25 protein-coding genes and 1 pseudogene are annotated in these 26072 nt (G+C 70.8%); 14 read left to right on the top strand and 12 right to left on the bottom strand.

The features are described 5' to 3' along the window. Positions 1-32 precede the first annotated feature (32 nt). A complete protein-coding gene (locus ACZ6SA_RS08575) occupies positions 33-2771 on the top strand; it encodes a BTAD domain-containing putative transcriptional regulator (RefSeq protein WP_465827236.1) in 2739 nt (912 codons plus the stop codon). Between the two features lie 173 nt (positions 2772-2944). Here ACZ6SA_RS08575 and ACZ6SA_RS08570 read toward each other — a convergent pair. Next, positions 2945-3358 (bottom strand): annotated as a pseudogene (locus tag ACZ6SA_RS08570) (RNA-guided endonuclease InsQ/TnpB family protein); the annotation flags it as partial. A gap of 116 nt (positions 3359-3474) precedes the next feature. On the opposite strand from ACZ6SA_RS08570, the gene ACZ6SA_RS08565 reads away from it, so the two are divergent. Together ACZ6SA_RS08565 and ACZ6SA_RS08560 are read left to right on the top strand one after the other, a co-directional pair. After that, positions 3475-4110 carry a hypothetical protein gene (locus tag ACZ6SA_RS08565; RefSeq protein WP_465827235.1) on the top strand — a complete coding sequence of 212 codons (636 nt, stop codon included), beginning with the start codon at positions 3475-3477 and terminating at the stop codon, positions 4108-4110. Further along, positions 4107-5048, top strand: coding sequence for a hypothetical protein (locus tag ACZ6SA_RS08560; protein ID WP_465827234.1), 942 nt, complete (start codon positions 4107-4109; stop codon positions 5046-5048). Before ACZ6SA_RS08565 ends, ACZ6SA_RS08560 begins: the two co-directional genes overlap by 4 nt. 64 nt (positions 5049-5112) lie before the next feature. Here ACZ6SA_RS08560 and ACZ6SA_RS08555 read toward each other — a convergent pair whose 3' ends face one another. The 7 genes from ACZ6SA_RS08555 to ACZ6SA_RS08525 form a co-directional block, all read right to left on the bottom strand. Next, positions 5113-5340, bottom strand: a complete 228-nt coding sequence (locus ACZ6SA_RS08555; RefSeq protein ID WP_465827232.1) for a hypothetical protein — start codon at positions 5338-5340, stop codon at positions 5113-5115. Between the two features lie 128 nt (positions 5341-5468). Continuing rightward, a complete protein-coding gene (locus ACZ6SA_RS08550; RefSeq protein ID WP_465827231.1) occupies positions 5469-5981 on the bottom strand; it encodes a methylated-DNA--[protein]-cysteine S-methyltransferase in 513 nt (170 codons plus the stop codon). Then, positions 5978-7384, bottom strand: a complete 1407-nt coding sequence (locus ACZ6SA_RS08545) for an AlkA N-terminal domain-containing protein (RefSeq protein ID WP_347646725.1) — start codon at positions 7382-7384, stop codon at positions 5978-5980. Before ACZ6SA_RS08545 ends, ACZ6SA_RS08550 begins: the two co-directional genes overlap by 4 nt. Positions 7385-7530: 146 nt before the next feature. Further along, a complete protein-coding gene (locus tag ACZ6SA_RS08540) occupies positions 7531-7785 on the bottom strand; it encodes a hypothetical protein (protein WP_347646726.1) in 255 nt (84 codons plus the stop codon). A 101-nt stretch (positions 7786-7886) separates the two neighbouring features. Continuing rightward, positions 7887-8831, bottom strand: a complete 945-nt coding sequence (locus ACZ6SA_RS08535) for an NYN domain-containing protein (protein WP_132591039.1) — start codon at positions 8829-8831, stop codon at positions 7887-7889. Positions 8832-8939: 108 nt separating this feature from the next. Next, positions 8940-9140 carry an acyl-CoA carboxylase subunit epsilon gene (locus tag ACZ6SA_RS08530; protein ID WP_347646727.1) on the bottom strand — a complete coding sequence of 67 codons (201 nt, stop codon included), beginning with the start codon at positions 9138-9140 and terminating at the stop codon, positions 8940-8942. Further along, on the bottom strand, positions 9137-10726 hold the full coding sequence (locus ACZ6SA_RS08525; protein WP_347646728.1) for an acyl-CoA carboxylase subunit beta: 1590 nt from the start codon (positions 10724-10726) through the stop codon (positions 9137-9139). The genes ACZ6SA_RS08530 and ACZ6SA_RS08525 overlap by 4 nt, the downstream gene beginning before the upstream one ends. Before the next feature lie 198 nt (positions 10727-10924). On the opposite strand from ACZ6SA_RS08525, the gene ACZ6SA_RS08520 reads away from it, so the two are divergent. From ACZ6SA_RS08520 to ACZ6SA_RS08510, 3 genes are all read left to right on the top strand, one after another. Next, positions 10925-11527, top strand: a complete 603-nt coding sequence (locus ACZ6SA_RS08520; RefSeq protein WP_465827228.1) for an RNA-guided endonuclease InsQ/TnpB family protein — start codon at positions 10925-10927, stop codon at positions 11525-11527. Positions 11528-11622: 95 nt separating this feature from the next. After that, the gene (locus ACZ6SA_RS08515) at positions 11623-11838 is read left to right on the top strand and encodes a hypothetical protein (RefSeq protein ID WP_465827226.1); all 216 of its coding nucleotides are present in this window, start codon (positions 11623-11625) and stop codon (positions 11836-11838) included. 79 nt (positions 11839-11917) lie between these two features. Continuing rightward, the gene (locus ACZ6SA_RS08510; RefSeq protein WP_465827224.1) at positions 11918-14563 is read left to right on the top strand and encodes a phosphoenolpyruvate carboxylase; all 2646 of its coding nucleotides are present in this window, start codon (positions 11918-11920) and stop codon (positions 14561-14563) included. On the opposite strand, the gene ACZ6SA_RS08505 is transcribed toward ACZ6SA_RS08510, so the two are convergent. Next, positions 14526-15644, bottom strand: a complete 1119-nt coding sequence (locus ACZ6SA_RS08505; protein ID WP_465827222.1) for an epoxide hydrolase family protein — start codon at positions 15642-15644, stop codon at positions 14526-14528. The two genes, ACZ6SA_RS08510 and ACZ6SA_RS08505, sit on opposite strands and share 38 nt — an antisense overlap. A gap of 113 nt (positions 15645-15757) precedes the next feature. Between ACZ6SA_RS08505 and ACZ6SA_RS08500 the strand changes: the two genes are divergently transcribed. The 6 genes from ACZ6SA_RS08500 (at position 15758) to bfr (ending at position 19781) form a co-directional block, all read left to right on the top strand. Further along, entirely contained in the window at positions 15758-16576 is an 819-nt protein-coding gene (locus ACZ6SA_RS08500; protein WP_347643152.1) for a biotin--[acetyl-CoA-carboxylase] ligase, read from the top strand. A 68-nt stretch (positions 16577-16644) separates the two neighbouring features. Continuing rightward, positions 16645-17157: a PH domain-containing protein gene (locus tag ACZ6SA_RS08495; RefSeq protein WP_347643153.1), complete on the top strand. Its 513-nt coding sequence runs from the start codon at positions 16645-16647 to the stop codon at positions 17155-17157. Positions 17158-17258: 101 nt separating this feature from the next. Next, positions 17259-18344 (top strand): S-(hydroxymethyl)mycothiol dehydrogenase, encoded by a 1086-nt coding sequence (locus tag ACZ6SA_RS08490; protein WP_347643154.1) that lies wholly within the window; start codon positions 17259-17261, stop codon positions 18342-18344. Beyond that, positions 18344-18964, top strand: a complete 621-nt coding sequence (locus ACZ6SA_RS08485) for an MBL fold metallo-hydrolase (RefSeq protein WP_465827220.1) — start codon at positions 18344-18346, stop codon at positions 18962-18964. The genes ACZ6SA_RS08490 and ACZ6SA_RS08485 overlap by 1 nt, the downstream gene beginning before the upstream one ends. Before the next feature lie 133 nt (positions 18965-19097). Beyond that, positions 19098-19274, top strand: a complete 177-nt coding sequence (locus tag ACZ6SA_RS08480) for a (2Fe-2S)-binding protein (protein WP_132618226.1) — start codon at positions 19098-19100, stop codon at positions 19272-19274. Between the two features lie 24 nt (positions 19275-19298). Next, positions 19299-19781: a bacterioferritin gene (bfr, locus tag ACZ6SA_RS08475; protein ID WP_132591014.1), complete on the top strand. Its 483-nt coding sequence runs from the start codon at positions 19299-19301 to the stop codon at positions 19779-19781. Here the strand turns inward: bfr and ACZ6SA_RS08470 are convergent. Then, positions 19754-22099, bottom strand: coding sequence for a glycoside hydrolase family 95 protein (locus ACZ6SA_RS08470; protein ID WP_465827218.1), 2346 nt, complete (start codon positions 22097-22099; stop codon positions 19754-19756). The genes bfr and ACZ6SA_RS08470 overlap by 28 nt on opposite strands. A 47-nt stretch (positions 22100-22146) precedes the next feature. After that, positions 22147-23202 carry an SAM-dependent methyltransferase gene (locus ACZ6SA_RS08465; RefSeq protein ID WP_465827217.1) on the bottom strand — a complete coding sequence of 352 codons (1056 nt, stop codon included), beginning with the start codon at positions 23200-23202 and terminating at the stop codon, positions 22147-22149. 330 nt (positions 23203-23532) lie between these two features. Between ACZ6SA_RS08465 and ACZ6SA_RS08460 the strand changes: the two genes are divergently transcribed. Next, entirely contained in the window at positions 23533-24201 is a 669-nt protein-coding gene (locus ACZ6SA_RS08460) for a response regulator transcription factor (protein ID WP_043620820.1), read from the top strand. A 4-nt stretch (positions 24202-24205) separates the two neighbouring features. Beyond that, the gene (locus tag ACZ6SA_RS08455) at positions 24206-25483 is read left to right on the top strand and encodes an ATP-binding protein (protein ID WP_347616536.1); all 1278 of its coding nucleotides are present in this window, start codon (positions 24206-24208) and stop codon (positions 25481-25483) included. Here the strand turns inward: ACZ6SA_RS08455 and ACZ6SA_RS08450 are convergent. Next, positions 25467-25949 carry a GtrA family protein gene (locus ACZ6SA_RS08450; RefSeq protein WP_347643159.1) on the bottom strand — a complete coding sequence of 161 codons (483 nt, stop codon included), beginning with the start codon at positions 25947-25949 and terminating at the stop codon, positions 25467-25469. The genes ACZ6SA_RS08455 and ACZ6SA_RS08450 overlap by 17 nt on opposite strands. Positions 25950-26072: the final 123 nt, after the last annotated feature.

Here is a 26072-nt window from a genome sequence, read left to right as displayed (position 1 = left end):
CGCGAGTGCCCGCGCGTCCACCAGGACGTCACGTGCCTGTGCGCGTACCGGCCAGGCGCAGCGCCGGCGACGTGCTCGCCGGGCTCGGCGCGCTGGTCGTGCTGGTCGCGCTCGTGGGCGGGGTGCCGTACGCGCTGCTCACCTTCGTCGGCCCGCCGATCGCGCCCGAGCTGCTCGATCTCGGCGTGCTCACCAGCCGGGTCGGGCCGAGCACGATCGTGGCCGTGCTGGTGCTGCTGGTGTGGCTGGCCTGGTTCCAGCTGTTCGTGTGCGTGCTGGTCGAGGTGTACGCCGGGGTGCGCAGGGTCGGCATGCCCGCCCGCGTGCCGCTCTCCGGAGGCATGCAGGTGCTGGCCAACAAGCTGGTCTCGGCCGTGCTGCTGCTGTTCACGGCCGGGGCGATGGTCGCGCCGGTCGCGCAGCTGACGCCGACCCCGGCAGCGCCGCCCGTGACCGCGGTCGCCTACTCCGCGCCGATCGTCGAGCAGGAGCTGGAGACGCGCGAGACCAGGAAGGTGTACGTCGTGCAGCCGCCGCACGGCCGCCACCACGAGAGCCTGTGGGAGATCGCCGAGAAGTGCCTGGGGGACGGCCGCCGTTATCCCGAGATCTACCGGCTCAACCAGGCGAAAGAGCAGCCCGACGGTACCCGGCTGCGCATGGCCGACCTGATCAGGCCCGGCTGGGTGCTCGACATGCCGGACGACGCGAGAAACGTGCACGTCGTCCCCGCCGACCAGCCGCGCGAGCAGACGTTGCGCGAGCACCCGGGCAGGGCCGACCCGGGCCCCGGACGCGGGGAGAGGGCGGCCGAGCGCGACGACCGCGCGGACCGCGAGGAGCGGCGGGAGCGCCAGGAGCGCGAGGAGCGCGAGGAGCGCGGGACGCCCGGGCACGAGGGCAAACACCGCCAGACCGAGCCGGGCGCGCAGGACGGCCGGCAGCCGGTCATCCAGGAGCGCCAGGGCGAGCTGACCGACTACCTCGCCGCCGCCTCGCTGGCCGCGGCCGGGCTGCTGTTCGTGCTGGCCAGGCGGCGCAGGGAGCAGCTGTGGCGGCGCCTTTCCGGCCGCAGGATCGCCCGCCCGCGCGACGACGCCGCCGAGGCCGAGGTGGCGCTCAGGCTCGGCGGCGACGCCCCCGGCGCCCGCATCCTGGACGTCGGGCTGCGGCTGCTCGGCGCCGAGCTGGCCGCGCAGCACCGCACCCCGCCCACCGTGTACGGCGCGCACCTGTCGCCACGCACGCTCGACCTGTGGATCCATCCGCCGGACAACGACCCGCCCGCGCCCTGGACGGCCCAGGACGGCGGCCAGGTCTGGCGGCTCCCGGCGCACGAGGGGCGGCTGCTGCCGGACCGCAGGAGTGACCTCCACGGCGGCCAGGAGCAGGCGGGCGGGGCGCCGTACCCGGGGCTGGTCTCCATCGGCACGGACGCCGGCGGGCGGGTGCTCATCGACCTGGAGGCCGCCCAGGGCCTGATCAACGTGCGCGGACCGCAGACCACCGCGGCGCTCGCGGCGCTCGCCGTCGAGCTGGCCACCAACCGGTGGTCCGACCGCATGCGCATCACGCTCGTCGGCTTCGGCCAGGAGCTCACCGCGATCGCCCCCGAACGGATCAGAGCGGTCGGCGGGCTGGCCGAGGTGCTGCCCGAGCTGGAGGCGAACGCGGCCCCGCGCAGAGAGGTGCTGACCGGGCGTATCAGCGGCGGCCACAACGTCGCCCACTACCTGCTGTCCGCGGTGGCGCCCACGCACGAGGAGGCCAGGCGGCTGGCGCTGCTGGCCCGCCGCGACACCGCCGGTTACGTGGTGGCCGGCGACGTCCCGCACGCCACGTGGACGATGGAGATCGGCGACGACGGCAGGGCCAGGATCGCAGAGCTGGGCTTCGAGGTGGAGGCCCAGCTGCTGCCGCGCCGCCACTACCGCGCGCTGGTCGACCTCTTCCGTACGGCCGACCGGCTCGACGGCGAGGCCATCCCCGAGGCCGAACCGCTGGCGGGGCTGCACCCGCCCGCGGTCGAGATCAGGGTGCTCGGCCCGCTCGAGATCGCCGGCCTGAGCCCTTTGGAGGAAGGCCGGATGGAGCTGGCGGCCGAGCTGCTGGTGTACCTGGCCACGCATCCGGGCGGCGTGCACCCCGCGGTGCTCGGCGGCGTACTGTGGCCGCGCGGCGTGCAGACCACGGTCAGGGACGCCACGATCTCCAGGGTCGCCGCATGGCTGGGCCCCGACCACCTGCTCACCGACGAGTCCGGCCGGCTGCGGCTGGGGCCCGAGGTGCGTACGGACTGGGCGCTGTTCCGCGAGCTCGTACGCCGCGCGCACGGCGACCCGACGGCCATGGCCGTGCTGCTGGAGAAGGCGCTCGGCCTGGTGAGAGGCCCGCTGCTGGCCGGCAGGCCGCCCGGCAGGTACGCCTGGCTGGCGGCGGAGGACCTGGAGTACGACGTGACCGCCGGGGTGGCCGACGCGGCCCACCAGCTCTGCGAGCTCAGGCTCGCCCACGGCCGGCCGGACGCCGCGGTGGCCGCCGTACGCGCGGGCCTGTTGCTGGCGGCCGACGACGAGGGGCTCTGGCGCGACCTGCTGCGGGCCACGCACGCCACCGAGGACATCGTGCGCCTGCGCGCCGTCGCCGAGGGCCTGGCCCGCAGGGCGGCCTCCCACCCGTACGGCGGCGGGATGGCGCCGGAGACCGAGGCCTTGATCGAGGAGCTGCTGCCCACGTGGCGCATGCATGTGGTGAGGGAGTCGTCGGCTTGACTTCCTCACCACGGCTGAAGCCGGGGGATTCCAACCGTCGCCGGTTGGTCTTCCTGCTTCACCGCCAGCCGCCCGCCGGGCTTGCGCCCTTGAGGTCTTACACCGGCTCCACAGGCGTTTCAGCTCTCCGCCAGCCCGGCGGCGAGCACGTTCTTGGCCGCGTTCACGTCCCGGAGCGGCGCGTCCATCTTCGCCAGCGTCAACTGCCCGTCGCGCCACCGGAACGCCGACCGCGTGTACTCAGCCGACGCCCGCGCCTTCTTCTTGCTCTTGAAGGTCGGATACCGGGCCCGTTTGGCGAAGAAATGCGCGAATGCCGCCTGAAGGTGGCGCAGCGCCTGCTGCAACGGCACGGACGACACCTCGAACAGGAAGCCGTGGTCGCCGCTGCGTTTCCACTCGGTCAGCTTCGCCGACGACTCCACGTAGGAGAGGCGGCGGCCTTCCATGGTGTAGGCGCGGGTGCGTTGTTCGAGGGCTTTGTTGTAGACGAGGCGGACGCAGCCGAACGTCCGGGCAAGCTCTTCGGCTTGGCCGGGGGTCGGGTGGAAGCGGTATTTGCAGGCCCGCTTCGCGATCTGCACCACGCGTCACCATGTACCACGCGATCGGTTAAGCATCGTTCGTGTGTTCGGTATGCGGCGCTGTGCCGCGTTTCCTCCCCAAGGCTGAAGCCCGGGGTCTCCACGCTTAAGGAGATTCGATGAGACGAGTCATGGCGGTGCTGGGTTTCCTCGGGCTGGGCGCCGGCGTTCTGGCGGGATGCGGGCCGGCCGAGCGGCCGTACACGCCCCAGGAGGCCGCGTCGCCCGCGAGCGGGCAGCCGGCCCCGAGCCCGTCGAAGAGCGAGAGCGGCGCCGCTCCCGCCTCAGGGCCGGAAACCCTGAAGATCGGCGGCGACAAGCTGCGGGTGCGGATCGAGTGGCCCGACGACCCCGACCCGTTGCTGAAGCTCGTCACCGGCTACTACGTCGCCTCCAGGAAGGCGCTCGTCTCCGGAAGCGATCGATACCTGAAGGATCTGGATCTCGAACTCACGGCGGTCCGCGAAGCGTACGACTGGGTGCACGGATACACCGAGGAGGACATGACCGTGAGAGGCGAAGCCCGGCTCTACAACCTGCGCGTCGCCGCGCTGGTGGGCAAGGGCGCGCAGGTCAACGCCTGCGTGGACGAGTCGGAGGTGCGCGTGCTGTCGGCGCGCACGGGGGAGGCCGTCGAGCCTCAGCCCGCCTTCGTGCGCGAGCCGTACCTCCAGTCCGTGCTCGCGCACCGCGGCGATGACGGGGTGTGGCGGATCAGATCGTTCGGTTATGGCGAGGAAGGGTGCACGCGATGAACCCCATGAGCTCGATCGCCGTCGCCGCGCTGCTGGTGCTGGCGGGCGCGACGAATCCCAAGGATGATGGACGGACCGTGGGCACCCCCGTCCAGGAGGGCCTCACGAGGGGCATCAACCTCGCCCACTCGAAGATCGTCGTGTCCGGCGACGGGACCAGGGGCGGTAAGAGCGACGGTTACGTGCTCAAGCGACCATGCTGGTACGAGCCCGGCCTGGACGCGAACGAGATGCTCAAGTCGCAGGAAAGCCTGCGGGCCTACTGGTTCAGGTTCACGGAGAACCCCACCGAGGAGAAGTGGCAGGCGTTCCTCAAACAGTTCGAGGACAAGATCGGAAAGGACGGGCGCTGGTGGGGGCCCGCGTACAACGCCGCCGACCCGAAGGGGCAGGCCTGTTTCGCCAGTCTCGACCCGTTCATCTTCGTGCCACCCGGCACCACACCGCCATCCGGCATCACGATCCGGGAACTTGCCGAGATCGCCAGAGCCGCGCTGACCGTGCCCGAGCCCACGGTCAAGCTGAACCCTGACGCCAGGAGCTACGTGAACCTGCCCACCTGGGTGTGGCTGGAGGGCATCGGCGAGCCGCGCAGGTCGGTGACCGCGACGATCCCCGGTGTCATGAGCGCGACCGTGGTCGCCACGCTCGAGAGCATCACGATCGACCCGGGCACCACGAAGGACCGCGCCGAGGTGCACGAGGAGGGGTGCGGGCCGGCCGGCAAGCCGTACACCAAGGGGGGCACGTTCTCGTGCGGCGTGCGCTATCTGCGCTCGTCGATCGACCAGCCGCGCGAGAAGTACACGCTGACGGTCTCCACCGTCTGGCCGGTCGAGGTGGTCGACGACGTGGTGCCGGTGCAGTTCGCGCCCGTCGAGGTCGGCGCCACCCGCGACGCGCCGGTGGGGGAGATCCAGAGCAACGTCAAGCCCTGAGCCGGCGTTCGCCCGATCACGTGCACGGCCGGCACGAGGTCGTCCCGGCCGTGCACGGGTTGTCCTAGCGGAACAGGTCGTCGGCGCTCTTAGCGGTGGCGGCCTTGCGCACCCAGGACTCCAAGGTGTGCAGGTCGGTGCAGGCGAGGATGCGGGCCCGTGCTTCGTCGGGGAGCGAGATGCCCCGCGCCTCCAGGATCAGCAGGACGGCATTCGCCTCGCCCTCCGCCTTGCCTTCGGCGAGCCACGCGCGCACCACTGCGCTTCTGGGGTTGTCGGTTGCCATGGCCATCCTGAGCTCCCTGATCACTTTGTCGAGCATGAGGTCGGGCAGACACGAAAGGACGAGGTCAGAGCTCGATCAGGTATTCGTGTTCCTGTGTCGGCATGCCGAACACATTACCGAATGTTGTCGAGTCATTACTCAGAGTTAGAAATTCCTCCGGATTCGTGGTTGAGGAGCCACTCTTTGACCGGTACGCCGTAGTAGTAGCCGCCGTACCCCCCGCCGCTGGGCAGCACCCGGTGGCACGGCACGAAAGGCGCGATCAGGTTCTGGGCGCAGGCCGAGCCCGCCGCCCTGGCGGCCGTCCGTGGCAGCCCCGCCCGCGCGGCGAGTTCCGCGTACGTGACCGTGGTGCCCGGCTTGACCTCGCGCAACGCGGCGTGGAGCCGCTTGCGGGTGGGCGTGCCGGGCTGCGAGACCGGGATGGCGTCGAGGGCCTCCAGGTCGCCCGCCAGGTAGGCGAGCACGGCTTCCCCGGCAGGGCCGGGACCGTCCGCGACCTCCAGGCCCTCCGACTGAAGGGCGGGGGTGAGGCGGGCGTACATCTCCTTGGGTTCGGCGGTGAAGCCGGCCGCGACCAGCACCGTCTCGCGGGACAGCAGGGACAGCGGGCCCATGGGCGTGGGAACGAGCCGAGCAGTGATCATGATGAGCTCCAGAGGTGCAGGGCGGCGTACGCCCGCCACGGGCGCCACCGCTCGATGTGGTCGTGCGGAATGCCCAGGGCGGCCATGCGCTTGTCGAGCACGAGGTCGCCCACGGGCCAGGCGTCGGGGTCGCGCAGCGCACGCAGCGCGACGTAGCTCGCCGTCCACGGGCCGATGCCGGGGACGGCGAGCAGTCCGGCCACCGCGTCGGAGGGGTCCTGGCCGCCGTCGAGGTCGATGCTCCCGTCGGCCAGGCGGGCCGACAGGTCCTTGAGGGTGGCGATCCTGCGGTTCGTCAACCCGAGGCCGGTGAGGTCGGTGTCCAGGAGCCGGGCGGCCGTGGGGAAGAGCCCGCCGGGCGCGGCGGCTCTGGCGACGATGCGGCCGAGCAGGGTGCGGGCGCCGGCCACGGAGATCTGCTGGCCGACGACCGCGCGTACGGCCAGCTCGAACCCGTCGAACGTGCCCGGCACCCGCAGCCCGGGCCGCGCCGCGACGAGCGGGGCGAGCGAGCCCTGGCCGAGGGCCTCCGCGATGGCGCCGGGGTCGGCGTCGAGGTCGAGCAGGCGGCGGCAGCGGCCCACGAGCCGGGTGAGCTGCCGCGTGTCGTCCACCGCCACGTCGAGGGCGATGTGGTCGTGCTGGGCGGTGAGCGTGATCGTGCCGCCGGGCACGGTCCTCGCGTACGACGTGCGGTCCGCCACCTCGAGTCCGGGGATGGCACGTGAGGCCAGGAAGCCGAACACGCCGTCCGCGTCGTACGGCTCGCGCCGGTGCAGCCGCAGCCGGAGCGTGACGGGCCCGGCGGCGTCGGCGGCCCTGGCCGCCACCCGGCCGGCCGTGGCCCGCAGCTCGCTGGGCGTGAAGCCGTACGTCTCCCGCATCGTCGCGTTGAACTGCCGGACGCTGCCGAACCCCGCCGCGAACGCCACTTCCGTGACCGGCAGGTCCGTCTCGGTCAGCAACTGTTTGGCGAGCAGCAGCCGTTTGGTCCGCGCCACTGCCAGCGGCCCGACGCCCAGCTCGGCCACGAACAGCCGGTGCAGGTGGCGTTCGGTGATGTGCAGCCGTCTGGCCAGTCCGGCGACGCCCTGCTCGTCGGCGGCGCCGTCGTCGATGAGCCGCAGCGCCCTGCCGATGAGGTCGCCGCGGATGTCCCAGCCGGGGTCGCCGGGGGAGAGCTCGGGACGGCAGCGCTTGCACGGGCGGAACCCGGCCGCCTCCGCCGAGGCCGCGTGCCGGTAGAACCGCACGTTGCGGAACGACGGCGTACGGGCCGGGCAGATCGGGCGGCAGTAGATCCGCGTCGTCGTCACCGCGGTGTAGAAGCGCCCGTCGAACCGGGCGTCCCTGGCGGAGACCGCCCGGTAGCAGGAGTCGAAGTCGAGCTCAAGTGGTGACATGTCTCCGACGCTACGCGCTCGCCGGCCGCGCCTACCAGCGGAAATCAGACCTCACCGTCAAACCGCAGGTCAGCAGGTGGAAGCGGGTGACCAGCGGGAATCGGACCTCGCGGTCAACGGGTTCGCGCGAGGGCCCGGCGCGACGGTCACGGCTGGTGGCGGAGCGGCGAGAACAGGAAGGGCACCCAGCTCAGCGCCATGATCGAGGCGCCCAGCCAGAGCGCCGAGCGCACCCCCCACAGCTCGCCCATCGCGCCGGCGAGCAGCCCGCCGAGCCCCACGGCGCCCATCAGCAGCAGCCGCATCGTGGCCGTCATCCGGCCGAGCAGGTCGTCGGGCGTGACCCGCTGCCGGAGGCTGACGAGCAGCACGTTGTTGAGCCCCGTGCGGAACGTCAGCACGAACCACGCCCCCGCGGCCGCCCATATCCACGGCCCGTGCCCGAGGAACGGGAGGACGCGCGTACGGCCACCGCCGAGGCACTCCTCGAACGAGGCGAGCGCTACTTGGACGAGACGCCCACGCCCAGGTCGAACTCGCGGTAGACCCGCGCCCAGAACCCGTCGCGCAACCACACCCGCGCCTCGGGGTAGGGCCGCAGCGAGTGGCCGAGCTCCTTCTCCGCCTCGATGAGCAGCTCGGTGTCGATCACGGTCGGCAGGATCGGGCCCGGCAGCAGGTCGCGGATGTTGTCACGGCCGCGGGTGAGGATCCACTTCTGGGCCACGTGCTCGCCGACGTCCTCGACGCGGGGCCGGCTCGGGCCGAGCTTGGCCACCTGGCCGGGCTTGGCGTGCGGCTTGACCGGGGCGCGCCCGGCGAACACCTGTGCGGGGGAGGGAGCGGCGGCGGCCGGCGGGGTGACCGGGACGGGCTGGGGAGCACGGCTGAAAAAGGGCCTCAGGAAATCAGCGGTGATCACTTCAACGGTGTCGGACTCCCACACCAGGCGCTCTGCCTGGTTGGTGCCGTAAGGCGGTTCGACCCCCCACAGATGGATGCGCACGCCGTAGGCCTGCGCCGCCTCGACCGCCGGAACCATGTCCTCATCGCCTGCCAGCAGGATCGTGTCGGTGACCGCATGATGTCGGGCCAGGGCCTCCAGATCGCTCCTGATCTGCGCGTCCACCCCCTTCTGCTGGCCGCGGGCGTTCAGGTTGCCAAGCCGCACCTTGACCCAGGGGAGCTGGGCGATGACCCGCTGGTCGACGGTGGGCACACGGTCACGGGCTGCGTCATACCAATAGATCCGCAGGAGTTCGCCAGAAATACGTTCCTCTGCATGTTTCTGTAGGCTCTGGATGAGCTCATCGGCGGCCACCCGATATTCCTTGCGCTCCTTCGCGCCGAGCAGCACCTCACCTGCCGCAGCGTACAGATAACCGACATCCACTAGGACGGCGTACTTGGCTGCCACAGGATGCGGCATGAGGTCTGGGATGGCCATGTCGTCCTCCAGGCCGCGGGTGTTAGTTGATCGGCTGACTATATACGCCTACTTTCTCTAGATAGTCCCAACTCCCGGGGAACTTGACACCCGATTCACAGGATCTATCTAGGGTAGAGCGCTCATCCGCCATGCCGACTTCCCTGGGACGACAGGCTTACGCATACCTCTGACGGGGTTTCGCCACGTTTGCCGTCGGCGGGCGGGAGGCGGCTGTGGTGCGGCGTGTCGGGCGGCGAGTACCGCCACCAACGCGGCGATCTCCTCGGGCGCGGCGTCGCCACGAACAATGCGCAGATGGCTCGTCATAGCGGGATGTTCCCATGCTTCTTGGGCGGCAGCGTCGCCCGCTTGTTCCGTAGCATCCGCAGCGCCCTGATGACCTGTGCCCGGGTCTCGGCCGGCCGGATCACCGCGTCCACGTAGCCGCGCTCCGCCGCGATGTACGGATTGGTCAGCGTGTCCTCGTATTCGGTGACGCGCTCGGCCCGCACGGCGTCGGGGTCGTCGGAGGCGGCCAGCTCGCGCCGGTAGAGGATGTTGACCGCGCCCTGCGCGCCCATGACCGCGATCTGGGCCGTGGGCCAGGCCAGGTTGACGTCGGCGCCCAGGTGCTTGGAGCCCATGACGTCGTACGCGCCGCCGTACGCCTTGCGCGTGATCACCGTGATCAGCGGCACGGTGGCCTCGGCGTAGGCGTAGAGGAGCTTGGCCCCGCGGCGGATGATTCCGTTCCATTCCTGATCGGCTCCGGGGAGGAAACCCGGCACATCAACAAAAGTCAGGATTGGAATATTAAAGGCATCACATGTTCGAATAAATCTTGCGGCCTTCTCGGAGGCGTCGATATCCAGGCACCCGGCGAAATGCATCGGCTGGTTGGCCACGACCCCCACGGGCTGGCCGTCGACGCGGCCGTAGCCGACCACGATGTTCTGGGCGAACAGCGCGTGGACCTCCAGGAACTCCCCGTCGTCCAGCACGTGCTCGATCACCCGGCGCATGTCGTACGGCTGGTTGGCCGAGTCGGGGATCAGCACGTCGAGCTCGGGGTCGGGCTCCAGGTCGGCGGCCGGCTCGAAGACCGGCGCCTCGTCCAGGTTGTTGGACGGCAGGTAGGACAGCAGCGCCTTGACGTAGTCGAGGGCGTCGTCCTCGTCGTCGGCCTGGTAGTGGGCCACCCCGGACTTGGTGTTGTGCGTGTGGGCCCCGCCGAGCTCCTCGAACGTGACCTCCTCGCCCGTCACCGTCTTGATCACGTCGGGTCCCGTGATGAACATCTGCGACGTCTGGTCCACCATGACGACGAAGTCGGTCAGCGCGGGCGAGTAGACGTGGCCGCCGGCCGCGGCGCCCATGATGAGCGAGATCTGCGGGATCACGCCGGAGGCGTGCACGTTACGCTTGAAGATCTCCGCGTAGAGCCCGAGCGCGACCACGCCCTCCTGGATGCGCGCGCCGCCGCCCTCGTTGATGCCGATGATCGGGCAGCCGGTCTTGATCGCCAGATCGAGCACTTTGACGATCTTCTCGCCGTACACCTCGCCAAGTGAGCCGCCGAAGACCGTCACGTCCTGCGAGAACACGCACACCTGCCGGCCGTCGACAGTGCCGTGGCCGGAAATGACGCCGTCGCCGTAAGGCCGCCGCTCCTCCAGCCCGAACATCGTGGACCGGTGCCGGGCGAACTCGTCGAACTCCACGAACGAGCCTTCGTCCAGCAGCGCCAGCACCCGCTCTCTGGCGGTCATCTTGCCCTTGGCGTGCTGCTTGGCCACCGCGGCCGCCGACCCCGCGTGGACGGCCTCGTCGAGCCGTCGCTCCAGGTCAGCGATTTTTCCAGCAGTGGTATGGATGTCCAGATTTTCCGGTAGGTCGTCAGCCGCTGCAGTCATGCGCGCAAATCTAGTCCGTCCGTCAGAGTGGATCCATAAGAGTCTCCCTAGGGGACCGTCGCCTTGAAGCGACGAGGGAATCGGGAGTGGGAGGGCCGTCAAGGCGAGCGTGCCCTGACTTGTCGGGGCCGCACATCACGGATGTCCTTCCTGGTTTTGTCGGCACCAGCCGATATCGTGGCGTTGTCGTTACCCAGCGTGACGGCGTCCCTCGTCACGACCAGCGACGGACAGCATCTGAGCAACCCCCGTCACCTGGCCGCCACCGCTGACCGGCTGGCCGCCGCGCAGCGGGCTCTGGCGCGCAAGAAGCGGGGTTCCAAGCGGCGGCGTAAGGCGGTGGCCCGCGTGGCCGCGTTGCACGCCAGGGTGCGCAGGCAACGTCTGGACGGCGCGCACAAGGCCGCGCTCGCTCTGGTCCGGGCCTATGACGTGATCGTGCACGAGGACCTGCGGATCGCGAACATGACCCGCTCGGCGTCCGGCACGACCGAAGCTCCCGGCCGCAACGTCGCGGCCAAGTCCGGCCTCAACCGGAGCATCCTGGACGCGGGCTGGGGGGTGTTCCTGACGATCCTCGCGTACAAGGCTGAAAGCGCCGGTCGAGAGCTGATCGCGGTGAACCCCGTCGGCACCTCCCGCACCTGCGCCCGCTGCGGGCACAGCGCGAAGGAGAACCGCGTCACCCAGGCCGCGTTCGCCTGCACGGCGTGCGGGCATGCCGCGCACGCTGACGTGAATGCGGCGGTCAACATCTTGAGGGCAGGGCTTGCCCTTCGCCAGGCTGCGCAAGCGGCTTAGCGAGAAGCCGCTCCCTTCAGGGAGCGGAGGAGTCACGACGGATGCCGTTCGTACTACCTCGGCGGGGTTGGCGCGAGCCGGTATGCCGTGACGGCATGTCGTTGAAGTATTCGGCGAACGCGTTTTCCACGTCCCCGCCGACTGCGGCCAAGGACTTCGCCACCAAGAAGGTGAAGGTGACCGAGGACGGTCAGCCGGTCATGGTGGTGAGGCTGCTGGCGATGGACGGCAGCGACTCCACCATGATCAAGTTCAACCTGGCGGGCGAACAGCATCACCTGGTGCTCGCGGCGGTGTCGAAACCCACCTGACCTGCCTGGCTCCAGTGGTCTAGTCCATTTGATGAGACCGGTCTACGGTCGTTCGTGGCGACTCGCTACCCTTCGAAACATGATTGACCAGGGGCTCGAACATCGCAGCGCCGCCGTGACCGAGATGCCGGACGAGCTGCGCCACGATGTGCGGCTGCTCGGCAAGCTGCTCGGCCAGGTGCTGGCCGAACAGGGCGGCGAAGACCTGCTGGCCGACGTCGAACGGCTGCGCAAGGCGGTCATCGCCGCGCGCAGGGGCGAGATCTCGGCCGACGAGATCACCGCCATGATCGCGGGATGGGAGATCGAGCGGGCAGTCGAGGTGGCCCGGGCGTTCACCTGCTACTTCCACCTGGCCAACCTGGCCGAGGAGCACTACCGCATCCGCACGCTGCGCGAACGCGACGCCGAGGGCAGGGTGCAGCGCGAGTCGCTCGCCCAGGCCGTGCGCGAGCTGGGCCACGAGCGCGTCACCGAGCTGGTGGAGGGCCTCGAGCTGCACCCGGTGCTCACCGCGCACCCCACCGAGGCGCGCAGGCGCGCGGTCGTCACCGCGATCCAGCGGGTCAGCGGCCAGCTCACCGAGTACAACTCCCCTGGCCGCGGCGCCTCCGAGCGGGCGGAGAGCAAGCGGCGCATGCTGGAGGAGATCGACCTGCTGTGGCGCACGGCCCAGCTCCGCTCCACCAAGCTCGACCCGCTCGACGAGGTGCGCACCGCCATGGCCGCCTTCGACGAGACGCTGTTCCGTACGGTGCCGCAGGTCTACCGCGCCCTCGACGCGGCGCTCGGCGCGGCGGCCGACCCTGCCCGCGACGGAGGCACCGGCGCCCGCCCGCCCCGGGCCAGGCCGTTCATCCGCTACGGCAGCTGGATCGGCGGCGACCGCGACGGCAACCCCAACGTCACGGCCAGGGTCACGCGTGAGACCGTCCAGATCCAGTCCGAGCACGTGCTGACGGCCCTCGAGACCGCCTGCTCGCGCATCGGCCGCACGCTGACGGCCTCCGCGCAGTTCGCCCCCTGCTCGCCCGAGCTCAAGACGGCGCTGGCCACGGCCGTGGACGCCTACCCCGAGGTCGTCTCCGAGCTGGCCACCCGCTCGCCGCGCGAGCCGCACCGGCAGTGGCTGCTCTTCGTGGCCGCGCGCATCGCCGCCACCCACCGCCGCGACCTCGACCTGGCCTACCGCTCGCCCGACGAGCTGCTGGCCGACCTGCGCCTGGCGCAGGAGTCGCTGGCTGCGAGCGCGCCGCGGCAGGCGTACGGCGAGTTGCAGCACCTCATCTGGCAGGTCCAGACGTTCGGCTTCCATCTGGCCGAGCTGGAGGTGCGCCAGCACTCCCAGGTGCACGCCGCCGCACTGGAGGAGCTGCGGGCGGGCGGCGAGCCGTCGGAGCGCACCGAGGAGGTCCTGGCCACGATCCGGGTGATCGCCTGGATCCAGGAGCGGTTCGGGGTCAGCGCCTGCTCCCGCTACGTGGTGTCCTTCACCCGCTCGGCCGACGACGTCGCGGCCGTCTACGAGCTGGCCGGGCACGCGCTCGGCGACCGCGCGCCCGTGCTCGACGTCGTGCCGCTGTTCGAGTCGGGCGAGGACCTCGCCAACTCGCCGCGCGTGCTCACCGGGATGCTCGACATCCCGCAGGTGCGGCAGCGCCTGGCCGACACCGGCCGGCGCATGGAGATCATGCTGGGCTACTCCGACTCGGCCAAGGAGCTCGGCCCCGCCGCGGCCACCCTGCGGCTCTACGAGGCGCAGGAGGAGCTGACCCGCTGGGCCGCCGAGCACGACGTGAAGCTGCGCATGTTCCACGGCCGCGGCGGCGCGCTCGGCCGCGGCGGCGGCCCGGCCAACCGCGCCGTGCTGGCCCAGGCCCCCGGCTCGGTGGCGGGCCGGTTCAAGGTCACCGAGCAGGGCGAGGTCATCTTCGCCCGCTACGGCCACATCGCGATCGCCCGCCGCCACCTGGAGCAGGTGGCCAACGCCGTGCTGCTGGCCTCCTCGCCGACGATCGGGTCGCGCACCGCGGCCGCCGCCGAACGGTTCCGCGGCCTGGCCGAGCAGGTCGCCACGGCGTCCGAGCGGGCCTACAGGTCGCTGACCGAGGCGGCGGGCTTCCCCGAGTGGTTCGGCCTGGTCAGCCCGCTCGAGGAGATCGGCACGCTGCGTCTCGGCTCGCGTCCGGCCCGCCGCGGCCTGGGCGCGCCGCGCTCGCTCGACGACCTGCGGGCGATCCCGTGGGTGTTCGCGTGGGCGCAGACCCGGGTCAACCTGCCCGGCTGGTACGGCCTCGGCACCGGCCTGGCGGCCGTCGGCGACATCGAGGAGCTGCGGGCGGCGTACACCGAGTGGCCGCTGTTCAACGCGATGCTCGACAACGCCGAGATGTCGCTGGCCAAGACCGACCGCTCGATCGCCAAGCGCTATCTGGCGCTGGGCGGCAGGGAGGACTTCGCCCGGCAGGTGCTGGAGGAGTACGACAGGACCCGCGAGCTGGTGCTCAGGGTCACGGGGCACAGGCGGCTGCTGGAGAACCGCAAGGTGCTCTCGCGGGCGGTCCAGCTGCGCGACCCGTACGTCGACGCGCTGTCGCACCTGCAGTTGCGGGCCCTGCGCGCGCTGCGCACCGGCAACCCGTCGGAGCGGGAGCGCGACCGGCTGTCCACGCTCCTGCTCCTGTCGGTCAACGGTGTCGCGGCGGGGCTGCAGAACACCGGCTGAGCCGGCGGAGAGCGTCGAAGAAGGCCCGGATGTCGGAGGCGAGCACGTCCGTGGCGCTGTGCGCGGTGTAGTGGCCACGCGCCGGGGCGGGCAGCGTCTTCCAGGAGACGATGTTCGCGTGGTCGCGTTCGGCGAAACGGCGGATCGACCGGAAGTCGCCCTCGGCCATGGCCAGCGCCGTCGGCACGGTCGTGGGCTCCTTCGGCTGCTCCGTGCGGGCGTTCTCCCAGTAGAGCCGCAGCGCGGAGCCCGCGGTGCCGGTGAACCAGTGGACGGCGGCGTTGGCCAGCACGAAGTCGTCGTCGAGGTCCTCGTCGAAGAGCTGGGCGAGCCAGCCCACGAGCCCGGCGGGGGAGTCGGCGAGGGCGTGCGCGAGCGTCTGCGGCTGTTGTGACTGCAGCACGTTGAAGGCGCCCTTCTCCTTCCAGAACCAGTCGAGCACGGCCAGCCCCGCCTGGTCGTCCTCGCTCAGGTCGGCGAACTCCGCGGGGTCGCCGGACGGGAACGAGAAGAGCTGCGTGACGTGCACGCCGACGACGTGCTCGGGGTCGATCCTGCCGACCTCGGGCGAGATCATCGACCCGGCGTCGTTGCCCGCGGCGCCGTAGCGCTCGTAGCCGAGCTCGGCCATGAGCGCGGCCCACGCCCTGGCGATGCGCTGGTTGTTCCAGCCCGGCTCGCGCGTCGGCCCCGAGAAGCCGTAGCCGGGCAGCGACGGGACGACCAGGTGGAAGTGGCGCGACAGCGGCTCGATGGCGTCGAGATATTCGACGACGGAGCCGGGCCAGCCGTGGGTGAGGATCAGCGGCAGGGCCTCGGGGTTGTCGGAGCGCACGTGGAAGAAGTGCACGTTCTGCCCGTCGATCTCGGTGGTGAACTGCGGGTACGCGTTGAGCCTGGCCTCCAGCGCCCGCCAGTCGAACCCGTCGCGCCAGCGGCCGACCAGGCGCTTGACCCGCTCGACGCTCACTCCCTGGTCGGCGCCGTCGATCTCGTCGGTGAAGCGGGTCAGGGCGAGGCGGGCCCGCAGGTCGTCGAGGTCGGCCTGCGGGACGGCGATGCGGAAGGGGGTGATGCTCATGACGATCCTCTCGGGAACGGTTCGTTCTGTTCCGATACTAGCAGAACGGAATGCTTCATTCCAATAGGTCTCCCGCCGTCGGCGAACCCACCGCCATCGGCCAAGATGGGGAGATGGCCAACTCGCGCTACTCCGACCTCGACCGCCCGCCACTGAACGCGGCGGCGCTCAACCGCGCGCTGGTCCGCCCAGGCTCGTTGTGGACGGGCGTCACGGTCGTCGAGAGCACCGGCTCGACCAACGCCGACCTGGCCGGCGCCGCCAAGGAGGGGGCGCGGGAGGGGTCCGTGCTGGTGGCGGAGGCGCAGGCCGCGGGCCGCGGGCGGCTGGGCCGCTCCTGGTCGGCTCCACCCCGCTCGGGCCTGACGTTCTCGATCCTGCTCCGGCCGCACGTCCCCCTCGCCTCCCAGGGCTGGCTGACCCTCTTGTACGGCGTCGCCGCCGCATCGGCGGTGCGCCGCCTGGCCGAGGTCGACGTGCGCCTGAAGTGGCCCAACGACCTGCTGGTCGGCGAGCGCAAGCTGGCCGGCGTGCTCGCCGAGCGCGCCGACGACGCCGTCGTCATCGGCATGGGGCTGAACGTGTCGCTCAAACCCGACGAACTGCCCGTCGAGACCGCCACGTCGCTGGGCATCGAGCAGGCGGCCTGCCTCGACCGCGATCCGCTGCTGCGGGCCGTGTTGCGCGAGGTCGAGAGCCACTACCACGACTGGGTCGACGCCAAGGGCGACGCGGAGGCGTCCGGGCTGCGCTCGGCCTACCTCGCGACCAGCGCCACGGTCGGGAGGCAGGTCAGGGTGGAGCTGCCGGGCGATCAGGCGCTGACCGGCCGGGCGTCCGGCATCGACCAGTGGGGGCACCTCCAGGTGGAGTCCGGCGGCGAGCACTACACGCTGAGCGCGGGCGACGTCGTCCACGTGCGCATGGCCTGAGATGCGGAGGGTGCGCGCCGCACCACCGCGATAGCCGCCGGGGCCGCGAGGATGGCACCATTCTTCGCATGACCCTTCCCGACCATCATCTGACGCAGGGTGAGCGGCGCGTCAGGTCCTTCCACCCGCACTGGAAGCGGCTCGTCGGCCCCTTCGTCGCGCTGGTGCTCATCGCGGCGGCCGCCGGCGCGGCTCTCTACTTCATCCCGGCCGACTGGGAGTTCGCCTTCCACGCCAGGATCGCCACCGGCGTCATCGGCCTCATCCTGCTGACGATCTGGTCGTTCGTCCCCTACCTGCAGTGGAAGAACACCGGCTACGTGCTCACCACCCACCGCTTCACGATCAGCACCGGCGTGCTCAACAAGTCGACCGACGAGATCCCGATCGCCAAGGTCAACACGGTCAGCTCCGACCAGACGTTCCCCGAGCGGCTGCTCGGCTGCGGCACGCTGACGGTCGAGTCCGCCTCCGACAGGGGCGAGATCGTGCTGCGCGACATCCCGAGGATCCAGGACGTCCGCACCGAGCTGTTCCGGCTCGTCGAGGACGCCTCCGACGGGACGATCGACGGCCGCTGACGCCCGCTCCCGCGAGCGGGAGAATCGTTCCGGCCGGACGGCCCGGCGTGGTGCGGCCCTATGTCTTGCGGAGATCATCCTCCTGACACAAGATGGCTGGCATGCCGTACGAAGTGCAGGGCGTGATCGCCAGGGGCAAGGGTCAGGAAGTTTCGCTCGAGACGGTCGTGGTTCCCGATCCGGGGCCGGGCGAGGCGGTCGTCAACGTGCAGGCCTGCGGGGTCTGCCATACCGACCTGCACTATCGGGAGGGCGGGATCGGCGACGACTTCCCCTACCTGCTCGGCCATGAGGCGGCGGGCACCGTCGAGGCGGTGGGCGAGGGGGTCACGGGGCTGGAGCCGGGCGACTTCGTCATCCTCAACTGGCGGGCCGTGTGCGGCCAGTGCCGGGCCTGCCTGCGCGGCCGGCCGTGGTACTGCTTCAACACCCACAACGCCCGCCAGAAGATGACGCTCGCCGACGGCACGGAGCTGTCGCCCGCGCTGGGCATCGGCGCGTTCCAGGCCAGGACGCTCGTCGCCGCCGGCCAGTGCACCAAGGTCTCCGCCGAGGCGCCGGCCCAGGTGGCGGGGCTGCTCGGCTGCGGTGTCATGGCCGGCATCGGCGCGGCGATCAACACCGGCGGGGTGACGCGCGGCGACAGCGTGGCGGTCATCGGCTGCGGCGGCGTCGGCGACGCGGCCGTGCTGGGCTCGTCGCTGGCCGGCGCCGCGAAGATCATCGCGGTCGACGTGGACGACCGCAAACTCGAGTGGGCCCGCGGCTTCGGCGCCACCCACACGGTCAACTCCCGCGACAACGACCCGGTCGAGGCCATCCGCGACCTCACCGGCGGCTTCGGCGCCGACGTGGTCATCGAGGCGGTGGGGCGGCCCGAGACGTACGAGCAGGCGTTCTATGCCCGTGACCTGGCCGGCACGGTCGTGCTGGTCGGCGTGCCGACCCCCGAGATGCGGCTGCAGCTGCCGCTGCTCGACGTGTTCGGGCGCGGTGGCTCGCTCAAGTCCTCCTGGTACGGCGACTGCCTGCCCTCGCGCGACTTCCCCATGCTGATCGACCTGTTCCTGCAGAACCGCCTGCCGCTCGACCGGTTCGTCACGGAGACGATCCAGCTCGGCCAGGTCGAGGAGGCGTTCGGCAAGATGCACCGCGGCGAGGTGCTGCGCTCGGTGGTGGTCCTCTGATGATCGACCGGGTCATCACCTCGGGCACGTTCTCGCTGGACGGCGGCACGTGGGAGGTCGACAACAACGTCTGGCTGGTGGGCGACGCCCGCGAGGTGGTCGTCATCGACGCCGCCCACGACGCCACGCCCATCGCCGAGCGGGTGGGCGGGCGCGCGGTCAGGGCCATCGTCTGCACCCACGCCCACAACGACCACATCAACGCGGCAGTGCCTCTCGCCGGCCTGACGGGGGCGCCGATCCGGCTGCACCCCGCCGACCAGGTGTTGTGGGAGCAGCAGTACGCCGACTCGCTGTCGTACGAACCGCTGGCCGACGGCGAGAAGATCGCGGTCGGCGGCATCACGCTGCAGATCCTGCACACGCCCGGTCACGCGCCGGGAGCGGTCTGCGTGTACGCGCCCGAGCTGGGCGCGCTGTTCAGCGGCGACACGCTGTTCAAGGGCGGGCCCGGTGCGACCGGGCGTTCCTACAGCTCGTTCGACACGATCATCGACTCGATCAGAGAGCGCCTGCTGGCGTTGCCCGCGGAGACCGTCGTGCACACCGGGCACGGCGACTCGACCTCCATCGGCGCGGAGGCGCCGCACCTTGAGGAGTGGATCGCCCGGGGTCACTGAGAGGAGTGGCTCGCACGCGTACGGGTACATCACTGTGGCGTACCTAACGTAGGCAAGCCTTACCAAAGTGGGCTACCTTAGGTGTGCCTTACCTAATGGTGTTCCCCCTTTGGCTCGAGAGGTTTGTCCCCGGATGTACGTGTGCGTGTGCCGTGCGGTGACCGAGAACGAGGTGCACGACTGCATTGCCGCCGGGGCTACCAGCGCGAAGCAGATCCGTGACACCACCGGGGCTGGTGGTGACTGTGCCCGATGTGTGCGGAAAATCTGTGCGATCCTGAAACGGTCTGAAGAACTGACGACCGCGTAGCCGGATAGCAGCAAGGGGCCTGCCATGCAGGGCGACAAGCAGATCATCGAGCTGCTCAACGAGCAGTTGACCGCCGAACTGACCGCGATCAACCAGTATTTCCTCCACGCCAAGATGCAGGAGAACTGGGGATACACCAAGCTTGCCGAGCACACCCGCGCTGAGTCGATCGACGAGATGCGCCACGCCGAACGCCTGACCGACCGCATCCTGTTCCTCGAAGGGCTGCCCAACTACCAGCGCCTGGGCACCCTGCACATCGGCCAGACCGTCGAGGAGCAGCTCAGGGCCGACCTGGAGGTGGAGCTGTCGGTGGTGCAGCGGCTGCGGCCGGCCATCCAGCTCATGCGGGAGAAGGGCGACGTCACCTCCGCCCGCATCTTCGAGGAGATCCTCGAGGACGAGGAGGTGCACATCGACTACCTGGAGACGGAGCTCGACCTGATCCGCAGCCTCGGTGAGCAGCTCTACCTCGCCCGCTACGCCGAGCCGCCCTCGGCCGACTGACCGCTCCCCGTCACGACCGCGTACGCCGCCCCCGCGGCGGCGTTCCAGGCCAGGGTGTCGCCGGAGCGGCGCGCGCCCACGTGGTCGCCCCGCCCGTCCAGCACCCGGCTGGCGGCCGTGATGGCCGCCGAACGTAACGTGATCGGGCCGCCGCGCCCCGTGCGCAGCGTGATCCGCTCGGCGGCGCCGTCACGCCAGGAGGCGTCCACCGTCACGTCGCCCCTGGCCCGCAGCCCGCGCACCGACCCCGCAGGCCAGGCGGACGGCAGCGCGGGCAGCACGTGGATCTCGCCGGGCCGGCTCTGCACCAGCATCTCCGCGATGCCCGCGGTGGCCCCGAAGTTGCCGTCGATCTGGAACGGCGGGTGCGTGTCCCACAGATTGTCCAGCGTGGAGTGCCTGAGCTGCTCGCGCAGCATCGTGTGCGCGTGGTCGCCGTCGAGCAGCCGCGCCCAGAAACTGATCTTCCACGCCTTGCTCCAGCCGGTGCCGCCGTCACCCCTGGCCGCCAGCGCGACCCCGGCCGCCCCGCCCTCGCGGCTCTCCGCCGTGATCTGGCGCCCGGGGTACAGCGCGTACAGGTGGGACACGTGCCGGTGCGTGTTGCCGGGGTCGTCCCAGTCGGCCTTCCACTCCTGGAGCTGCCCCCAGGATCCGATCCTGAGCCCGGGATCGAGCCGGGCCAGCGCCTCCCGCACCCGCGCGCGGAACGCGGCGTCGGCGTCCAGCACGCCGGCGGCCTCGGCCACGTTCGTGAGCAGGTCCCAGACGATCTGCTGCGCCATCGACGCCCCGGCCGAGAAGTCGCCCTGCTCGGGCGAGTAGCTCGGCGAGACGACGAGGCCGCCGTCGCGGGGGTCGGTGTGCAGCGTGTCCAGCCAGAACCGCGCGGCCCCCTTCATCACCGGGTAGGCGGTCTCGCGCAGGTAGCGGATGTCGCCGCTGAACAGGTAGTGCTCGTACATCTGCCGGGTCAACCAGGCGGCCGCCTCCGGGAACCAGAACGCGGTGGCCCAGTCGTGCACGCCGGTGAACCCGAACGGGTTCGTCTCGTTGTGCACCACCCACCCGCCGGCCCCGAACATCTCCCGCGCCGTCACCTCGCCCGGCGCCACCAGCGCCGTGACGAAGTCGTCGTACGGCCGCGCCGTCTCGGCCAGGTTCGTCACCTCGGCGGGCCAGTAGTTCATCTGCAGGTTGATGTTGGTGTGGTAATCGCCGGACCAGGGCGGGCTGGTGGAGTCGTTCCAGACGCCCTGCAGGTTCGCGGGCAACGACCCGGGCCGCGACGAGGCGATCAGCAGGTAGCGGCCGTAGGCGAAGAACAGCGCCTCCAGCGCGCGGTCGTCCGCCCCCTGGCCGCCGGTGTAGGCGGCCCGCAGCCGGTCCGTGGGGACGGCCGGCGTCCGCTGCCCGAGGTCCAGCACCACCCGGTCGAACAACGCCCGGTGATCGTCCTGGTGGGCCCGCCTCAGCGCGTCGTAACCCAGCGCCACGGCCCGGTCCACGGCGGCGGTGACGGCGGCGTGCGGGTCGTCGCCGCGGTAGGCCGGGTACGTCCCGGCGTAGTCGGTGCCCGCCGACATCACGAAGAACGCGCTGTCGGCTCCGGTGACCGTGATCAGGCCGTCCCCGTCGGTGCGGGTGCCGCCCTCCGCGACCACGTGCACCTGGGCCACGTACCTCAGCCCGTTGTCCGCCAGCGCTCCCCTGAGCGTCAGCCGCCCGTTGGCGACGCCGGCCTGCTCGGGCGGCAGGTGCGGCGAGGTGGCGCGGAGCGTGAACGACACCGCGCCCGCCCGGTCGGCCGAGAGCCGCCCCGCGATCACGTTCGCCGGATGGCAGGCGAAGTATTCGCGCGCGTGGCGTACGCCGCCCGCGGTGTAGCCGACCCTGACCACTGCCTCCCGAAGGCGTAACTCCCGCCGGTAGCCGCCGGCTGTGCCGTGCTCCGCCATCTCCAGCCACAGGTCGCCGAACGCCTGGTACGCCCCGAATCCCGACTTCGGCTGCCCCAACTCGGCCGCGACCTCCTCGGGCGACATCCGCGGGTCGCGGTCGAGCCGCCGCCTGACCCCCGCCAGGGCGTCCGGCCGGGGCGAGGTCCAGTTGCCGAAGTCGTAGCCCTGTGCCGACCCTGGACCGCCGGTCCACAACGTCTTCTCGTTGAACTGGAGCCGCTCGGTGCGGGTGCCGCCGAAGACCATCGCCCCGAGGGCGCCGTTGCCGATGGGCAGTGCCTGGGTCTCCCAGTCGGTGGCCGGTTCGTCGTACCAGAGCGTCAGATCATCGGGTGTATCTCCCGGGAGGTCCGCCATGCGGCCCCAGGGTACCAGGGCAGCACGGAGAGACATCCGACCTCTGCTCAGGGAATGAGCCGGTAGAAACGCCAGAAGCCGAAGTCCTTGATGGGCAGGATCTCGACGTCGGAGAAGCCGGCCTCGCGGGCGTAGCGGCGCAGCGTGCCCGGTCGCAGCACGGTGCCGGTGGCGGCCGAGGGCTGCTCGTTCATCGCGTCGGGCAGGCAGATGAGCAGGCTGAAGCCGTACATCAGCCGCTCGACGTCGTCCGCGGGGGCCGTGAAGGAGTCGCCGACGGCCTCGTCCATGATCACGACGGCGCCGTCCGGGCTCGTCGCCCGCCGTGCCGCCGCCAGCGTCTCCACCGGCCGCGGCATGTCGTGCACGCACTCGAAGGCGAAGACGGCGTCGTAGCGGCTCTCGTGCAGCAGGGCAGCGTCGCCGCGGCGGAAGGTCACCCGGTCCCCGAGACCCGCGCCGGCCGCGTTGCGGGTGGCCAGTTCGACGGACGGGCCGTCGATGTCGACGCCCTCCACGGTCGCTCCGGGGTAGGCCCTGGCCAGCGCGATGGCCGACCATCCACCGCCGCAGCCCACGTCGGCGACGCGGGCGCCGGGGCGGCGCAACACGGCGTCCAGCTCGGGCACGCCCGCGAGCGCGTCCGGCAGTGCGTGCTCGAACCAGGGCCGGTTCATGTCGGCCTGCGACTCCCGCATGTCGGCCCCGAACGCCGCCCAGGGCACCCCGCCGCCGTCGCGGTAGGCGACCAGGAGCGCGGGCAACTGGACGGACGCGCCGGCCAGCATCCGGGCCAGCGGGGCGAGGTAGGCCAGGCTGGACTCGTCGGTCAGCACCTCCGCCGCGCCGCCGGGCAGGGCGAAGCGGCCGTCCTCCGCGGCCTCCAGGATCCCGGTGGCGGCCTGCTGCTCCAGCCACTCCCTGGCGTACCGCTCGTGGCCGCGGGAACGGGCGACCAGTTCGGCGGCGTCGGCCGGGCCGTGCGCGGCCAGCGCGCGATACCAGCCCATCCGGTCGCCGATGTGCATGGAGAGCAGGTCGATGGTGCCGAGTGCCGATCCCAGCAGGCGGTCGGCGAACGCGTCGGTGCTCGTGGTCATCATGATCATCTCCTTCTTCCGGCCGGGCCCCGATCGAGGATCGGCGCCACGCGGCACCTGGAAAAGGTCTTTCGCCACACAATCGGTTCCGCCGTGACGCGTCCCCTACCCGGGCGCTCGGCCGGGGAAAGTGATCGGCGGAAAGTGCTGAGCGGAATTTTCACTCTGGCGCGTCGTGCACGGGCCGCCAAGTTTCGCGTCGATAATCACGGTAATTTAATCCTGACTAAGTGATATTTAGCCGAGTTTGCCCAGGTCAATGGATAGGTCAACTACGAGTCAAACCGCGCGCTGTGCCCGGGAAACGATCGCCTAAGGTCCTACGATCGCTTCATGACCTGCGTACTTCTAGCCGAGGATGACACCTCGATTTCTGAGCCGCTCGCGCGTGCGCTACGCCGCGAGGGTTATCAGGTCGAGGTGAGCCCCGATGGCCCGCAGGCCCTGGAAAGGGCCCTGTCGGGCGGCATAGACCTCATCGTTCTCGACCTTGGCCTGCCCGAAATGGACGGTCTGGAGGTGGCCCGCCGGATCCGCGCCGAAGGGCACGGCACTCCGGTTCTGATACTCACCGCACGCGTGGACGAGGTCGACACGGTCGTCGGGCTCGACGCGGGCGCCGACGACTACGTGACGAAACCGTTCCGGCTGGCCGAACTGCTCGCCAGGGTCCGCGCCCTGCTGCGGCGCGGCACCTCGGAGACCCCGGTCGTCCAGGGGGTGCGCATCGACGCCGACTCGCGCCGGGCCTGGATGGGGGAGAAGGAGCTCCACCTGACGACCAAGGAGTTCGACCTGCTGCGCGTGCTCGTGCGCGACGCCGGCAAGGTCGTCACCCGCGAGCAGATCATGCGGGAGGTCTGGGACACGAACTGGTGGGGTTCGACCAAGACCCTCGACATGCACATCTCCTGGCTGCGCCGCAAGCTCGGCGACGATGCCGCCAAGCCCCGCTACATCACGACCGTCCGGGGAGTCGGCTTCCGGTTCGAACGCGAGTAGGCGGATGCGCCGCCGACTGCTCACCTCCACCCTGGTCGTCGCGGTCATCGCGGTCCTGTTGCTGGGGGTCCCCCTGGGCGTCGTGGTGAGTCGCCTGATCGTCGACGAAGCGGCCCAGGAGCTTGGGTCCGAAGCCAAGCGTCTCGTGGGAGAGGTGGAATACGCCCGTGTCCAGGAGACGCCACTCGACCCCCAGCAACTGGAGCAGAAATACCCGGGAAGATACATCCAGATCTGGGAGCACGGAACCCCCCTCCGGGTGACCGTGGTCGGCTCGCCCCCGCCGTCCGGCCACCTCATGACGGAGGACGCCCAGACCAACACCGGCGTCTACGTCCGGATCAGTCGCGACCGCGACCAGGTCGAACAGGACGTGGCCGCCCGCCTGCTGCTCATCGTGGCCCTGGCCGTGGCCGCTCTGGCGGTGGCCGTGAGCCTGGCCGTGGTCCAGTCACGCCGGCTGACGCTCCCCCTGCAGGACCTGGCGAAGATCGCCGACCGGCTCGGCTCGGGCGACGCGCGGCCGAGCAAGCACCGCTACGGCATCCCCGAGCTCGACCGGGTGGCCCAGGTGCTCGACCGCAGCGCCACCCGCATCTCCGACCTGCTCACCCGCGAGCGAGAGTTCGCCACCGACGCCTCCCACCAGCTCCGCACGCCGCTGACCGGCCTGACCATGCGGCTGGAGGAGATCGTCGCCTCCTCCGACGAGCCGGAGGTCGTCCGCGAGGAGGGCGAGGCGGCGATCGTCCAGGCGGAGCGGCTCACCGCCGTGATCGACGAGTTGCTGGCCGCGGCCCGCCGCCAGCGCCACGCCCAGGCACATCCGGTCGCCATCGACGAGATCCTCGGTCAGCAGATCATCGAATGGGAGCCGGTCTTCCGCGACGCGGGCCGCGAGATCCGGCTCGACGGCACCCGCGGGATGAAGGCGATGGCCACCACCGGCGGCTTCGGCCAGGTGATCGCCTCCCTGCTGGAGAACTCCCTGCGCCACGGCGGCGGCGCCGTCACCGTGACGTCCACCTGCGGCGACAACTACGTGGTGATCGAGGTCGCGGACGAGGGCCAGGGCATCGCCGACGAGATCGCCCCGAGGATCTTCGAGCGGAACGTCAGCGGCGGCGGAGGCACCGGACTCGGCCTGACGCTGGCCCGCGCGCTGGCCGCCGCCGACGGCGGCAGACTGGAGCTGGTGCGCCGGCGCCCGGCCACGTTCGCCGTCTTCCTGCGCCCCGCGGAGGAGAACGGCGGCAACCGCGTGGTCAGCGGTCCTGCTTGACCCCGGCTTCCGGCAGCTCGACCGGGATGGGCTCGGTGGCCTCCAGGAACACCCACTTCTTGTACGACCAGAAGCGGAACAGCGTGCCGAGCCCGACGCCGATGATGTTGGCGATGTTGGCGCTGAGGGCGTCGTCGAGGTGGAGCGTGTAGGTGGTGAAACCGATCACCAGCAGCCCGAACAGCAGGGCGATGCCGTTGAGCAGGAAGAACAGGAAATATTCGCGCCCGAGCCCGCTCTGCTCCCGGTGCCGGAACGTCCAGTAGCGGTTGCCCAGATAGGCGAACGTCGCCGAGATCGTGGTCGCGAAAACCTTGGAGGTGAGCGGCCCCAGGCCGACCCCCAGCAGGAAGAGGTTGTAGGCGCCGGTGTCGATCAGGAACGCGATGGCCCCGATGCTGCCGAATTTGGCCAGCTCGTGCAGCAGGGAGGCGAACCGCTCGTAGAGGCGTTTGGCGAAGTCCACGTCTCTGCTCGGTCCCTTCCTTCGTCGAGCCTGACCAACTCAGCGTACCGGCCACCGTGTAGGCCCGGTGTCAGACAGATGAACATACCGCGCAAAGGAACGTTCATCGTGAAAACGTCCTAA

This window comes from Nonomuraea sp. NPDC049378, from assembly GCF_055586745.1.
Note: the sequence above shows the minus strand (reverse complement) of the source record. Positions and strands in the feature narration are given on the sequence as shown.